We start from the raw sequence: 3,551 nt of genomic DNA, 5'->3' as shown, positions 1-3,551 counted from the left end.
CTGACACCGTATCTTTTCCCTGACACCGTATCTTTTCCCTGACACCGTATCTTTTCCCTGACACCGTATCTTTTCCCTGACACCGTATCTTTTCCCTGACACCGTATCTTTTCCCAAGCCGCCGCCGTCAGGCGTGCCCGTGTTCAAGCCGTGGAAGCCTGCTCAACCGGCCACGTTCAAACCGGCACAGCCTGCGAAGATCATGAGAACTGATCGAGGTCGATAGCGGCTACAAGAGGGACCAGCTTTCCGATGGTTTCTGTATTACCCATTCGATGAAGGCGGCGAACGCTCCCTTCTCTCGAAACCAGAAGTCTCCTCTTTCACTCTCCCACTGGTTTAGCAAGAATTCGTCGACACGCACAATTCGAGCTTCCAATAGACCTGAGAGAATATTCTCCCAATTGATTACGAAGTCGTGAACGACCGGGTCTGAGATGAAGTTGGAATAGCGAGTCGTCAGCCAGACCACAGTGATTTCGCCCGACAGCTCAATGGAAAAATCGACCGATGACTCGATCAGCCGTCCATCCCAAAGACTGCCTGTCCTTGTCACTTCTTTTAGAGCAGCCTCATTCGGTTGATACGAGGGAGCAAGACTCGGGATGACATCCCGACCGGGTAAGTCAATTACATAGCTGACGAGATTGCTCATTCAATACTCTACGATTCTGTATCCAAGTTGATGGACAAAGACGATTTTGCCCGACGTGATTGGTGCACCTTGTTGAATTCGGCGAGCAAGCGACACTCGTTTGAAGGTTCCCAATGCTGCATCAAACGCCGTGTCACTTAGACCAACGGCTGACCCGTCAATCACAAGCAAGCTGCTTTGCTTCGTACCCTTTTAATTTCAGATTGGGCGGCCCGTTCCGTCGCTTGTGTTAATCGCTTGCTTTCTGCCAGTAAGTCATTGCCCAGTCCCTGCAATGAGATTTGCAGTTCCCCTGCTGCCCCACCGACTGCTTCACCATGCACAATCACTTTGAGGGAGGAAAAGGGGTCAGGACTGAATGGCACGGGCTTAAGCCAAGGGGTGCAGTATGTAGGTTGGGGGCGTGTGTGCTATCGCAACTGGCTGTGATAGCGGTCTTCGCCAAGCACTTTTTGAGCCATTGATTGGAAAACGACGGCGAGGCTTCGCTGAAATGGAGGTGACTTACTACTTCCAACTCAGGAGGCCCCGCCGTGTCTGATCAGTCTAATGCTTCCGCCGCCGAAGTTCAAAGCAAGTTGCAGCATCTGAACTTCCTGCTTCTAGACATGCTGTTGCCGGCCGACAAGGTTGCCGCGATCTGCCGTGAGATTGACTTCGCGTTTCGTGATCGTGTCTACACTCCAATGGTGACCGTTTGGATGTTCATCACGCAGGTACTCTCGGCCGATCACAGTTGCCAACAGGCAGTCGCCCGGCTCAATGGTTGGCGAGCGGCACAAGGCCTGTCGCGCTGCAGTAGTGAAACGACTTCGTACTGCAAGGCACGCAAGCGATTGCCGGAAGCTCTGTTCGAAAGGTTGCTTGCTTGGATCGCCCTGCAATGCAACGAGGCGACCGTTGATAAGTGGCTCTTTCATGGTCGCGAAGTCGACCTTGTCGATGGCACTACCGTGACGATGGCCGATACGCGAGCGAATCAAAAAGCCTATCCGCAACAGAAGAGCCAGAAGCCTGGCTGCGGTTGGCCGTTGGCACGCGTCGTACAAGTCTTTTCGCTGGCGACCGGCGCGGCAACGATGGTCGCGATCGGCGCCTACGCTGGCAAAGAGACGGGCGAAACTTCACTTCTGCGAACGCTGTTGCCTCGGTTTTCTCCGGGGAAAATCATTCTTGCCGATCGCTACTACGCCTCGTTCTGGCTCTTGGCCCAGGGCGAGATGCATAACATCGATCTGGTAACCCGGGCTCATCATCTGCGTCGCGTCGACTTTCGCAAGGGACTGCGGCAAGGCCACTACGATCAGATCGTTGCGTACGCGAAACCGACTCGGCCGAAGTGGATGACGAGGCGCGAATACGCGTGTTACCCTTCGTCAATTCTGGTTCGCCACCTCCGTTATCGAGTGACCCAGAAAGGCTTTCGCACGCGTAAGATCACGTTAGCGACAACCCTGCTCAACGCCGACATCTATCGCGGCGAGGAACTGGCGGACCTATATCGCCGTCGCTGGTGGGCGGAACTGCACCTTCGCAGTTTGAAAAGCCAGATGCAAATGGATCACTTGCGCTGCAAGACTCCGGCGATGGTTCGCAAGGAGTTGCACTGCCACTTGATCGGCTACAATCTGGTTCGCGCTGCCATGTTGGCCTCGGCGCTGAAATTCGCACGGTGCCCATCCCTGCAAAGCTTCACCGGCGCGATGCAGGCCCTGGAAGAATTCGCGGCCACGCTGCGACTCGGCTCGGGAAGACGATCGATGCAGTGGGACAACCTGCTAACAACCATCCACGAACTGAAAGTCGGCAACCGCCCTAATCGCAAAGAACCACGCCAGATTAAACGCCGCCCGAAGTCGTATAAACTCCTGCAAACCCCGCGCAACCCCAACCGAAACGCCTACACCACCGCAGCTTAGGACTATGCCCGTGCCACTCCGCCGACAAAACCAAGAGTCGGGTTCGTAACAATTATTTCCATTTTCGGGAATGTTCAGGCGTTCTCTCAACACACAGATGCAACCACTTGCGGCAAATGAGGGGCTATCGTGCAGAAGAGTTGCGTTCCGCTCGCGATCCTTTCCGGACCGTCCACCCAACTGATGATTACACTGGAGTCCGATGGACCTTTTAGTGTAATGATGCCATATATCAGGGTGTCATAGCATCTAAAACATATTGGCAAATGAAGTACGGCCCATATTGTCACATTCCTGGCCGCAGCTATCACCTCATCGCTATATCTAACAAACAATGGGCTTGCAGATCGAGAACTAGATTTCACGTCGAGACCATGGAGCATGTCTTCAAAAGTACGCAATCCGTTGATTGCACAAGTGAATGTGCGAAATTCTCGAATATCGGCTAATTCCATTTTGACTCTACAGGCCTGTTGGCGTTCATTGAAGGGCGTCTTTTCGCAGAGAAATCGCGTATCCATAGCTCCGATTAAAGTGCGCAACTCAAAATCAGTCGAGTTCTCAGCAAGCCTTACGACGGATGCACATGCGATTTTCTCAACCGCCCCCCCACCCGAAGCGGATGCAACCTCGGAAATTCCCTTTTGCCGAATCTCATATGCTGCCCCATCAATGCCGTAGTAAGTAACAAATTCTTGATCGTCAATTTCTGATGCTAGCCGACCATCGCAAACGATCGCGCTGAATTTACCGTTCTGCAATGCCGTTTTCCGATAGAGTATCAATGTCATCACCAATTCACTCCTAAAACCTCGGTGTAAATGACCATTCGTACAACCACTGTTGCACCCACGGCAATCGCATGTTCAATCCCCATTAAAACCGGCATAAATCTTGTCCAGCACCGTCTCGTCCCAGCCGGCGCGGAGGCGTTTTCCGCGGATGTTATCTTTGACGGTAGTGTCCTGCTTTAAAAT

The 3,551-nt window shown here is 53.0% G+C and carries 3 protein-coding genes; 1 reads left to right on the top strand and 2 read right to left on the bottom strand.

The window, feature by feature from the left end:
* Positions 1-229: 229 nt before the first annotated feature.
* Positions 230-655: a hypothetical protein gene (locus tag DTL42_RS19235; RefSeq protein WP_114371039.1), complete on the bottom strand. Its 426-nt coding sequence runs from the start codon at positions 653-655 to the stop codon at positions 230-232.
* Positions 656-1,188: 533 nt separating this feature from the next.
* Here DTL42_RS19235 and DTL42_RS19230 point away from each other — a divergent pair.
* Positions 1,189-2,574, top strand: coding sequence for an IS4 family transposase (locus DTL42_RS19230; RefSeq protein ID WP_114371037.1), 1,386 nt, complete (start codon positions 1,189-1,191; stop codon positions 2,572-2,574).
* Between the two features lie 86 nt (positions 2,575-2,660).
* Here DTL42_RS19230 and DTL42_RS19225 read toward each other — a convergent pair whose 3' ends face one another.
* Positions 2,661-3,365 carry a hypothetical protein gene (locus DTL42_RS19225; protein WP_114371035.1) on the bottom strand — a complete coding sequence of 235 codons (705 nt, stop codon included), beginning with the start codon at positions 3,363-3,365 and terminating at the stop codon, positions 2,661-2,663.
* Positions 3,366-3,551 lie beyond the last annotated feature (186 nt).

The organism is Bremerella cremea (genome assembly GCF_003335505.1).
GTDB classification, from domain to species: Bacteria; Planctomycetota; Planctomycetia; order Pirellulales; family Pirellulaceae; genus Bremerella; species Bremerella cremea_A.
This window is presented reverse-complemented; position numbering and strand designations above follow the sequence as displayed.